The 246-nt window shown below is 58.5% G+C and carries 1 protein-coding gene; it reads right to left on the minus strand.

What is annotated here, in order from left to right; translation table 11 throughout:
- Positions 1-246, minus strand: a 246-nt coding sequence (locus IB235_RS24985) for an IS3 family transposase (RefSeq protein WP_192339098.1), incomplete at both ends; no start/stop codon positions are given.

Raw genomic sequence — 246 nt, forward strand, 5'->3', positions numbered from 1 at the left:
GCGCAGCTTCGCCTTCACCCGCCGTTTTGGGGTTTTATTCCGTAGCTGCAGTCCCAAGGCCCTGTAAACGTTATAGACCATCTTAATGCTGACCTCCCAGCCCTCCCGGTCTAGGACAACGTAAACGCGGCGGTAGCCATAGCGCACACGCGTCTCACAGATCTCCCTGATCCGCCGTTTCAGCTCTGCCGGATCGGTGCGGCGGGATTTGTAGTGGTAGCTCGAGCAGTCAAATCGCAAGGCCCC

Origin of the sequence: Paracoccus sp. PAR01 (assembly GCF_014851995.1) — a bacterium.
Taxonomy (GTDB): domain Bacteria; phylum Pseudomonadota; class Alphaproteobacteria; order Rhodobacterales; family Rhodobacteraceae; genus Paracoccus; species Paracoccus litorisediminis.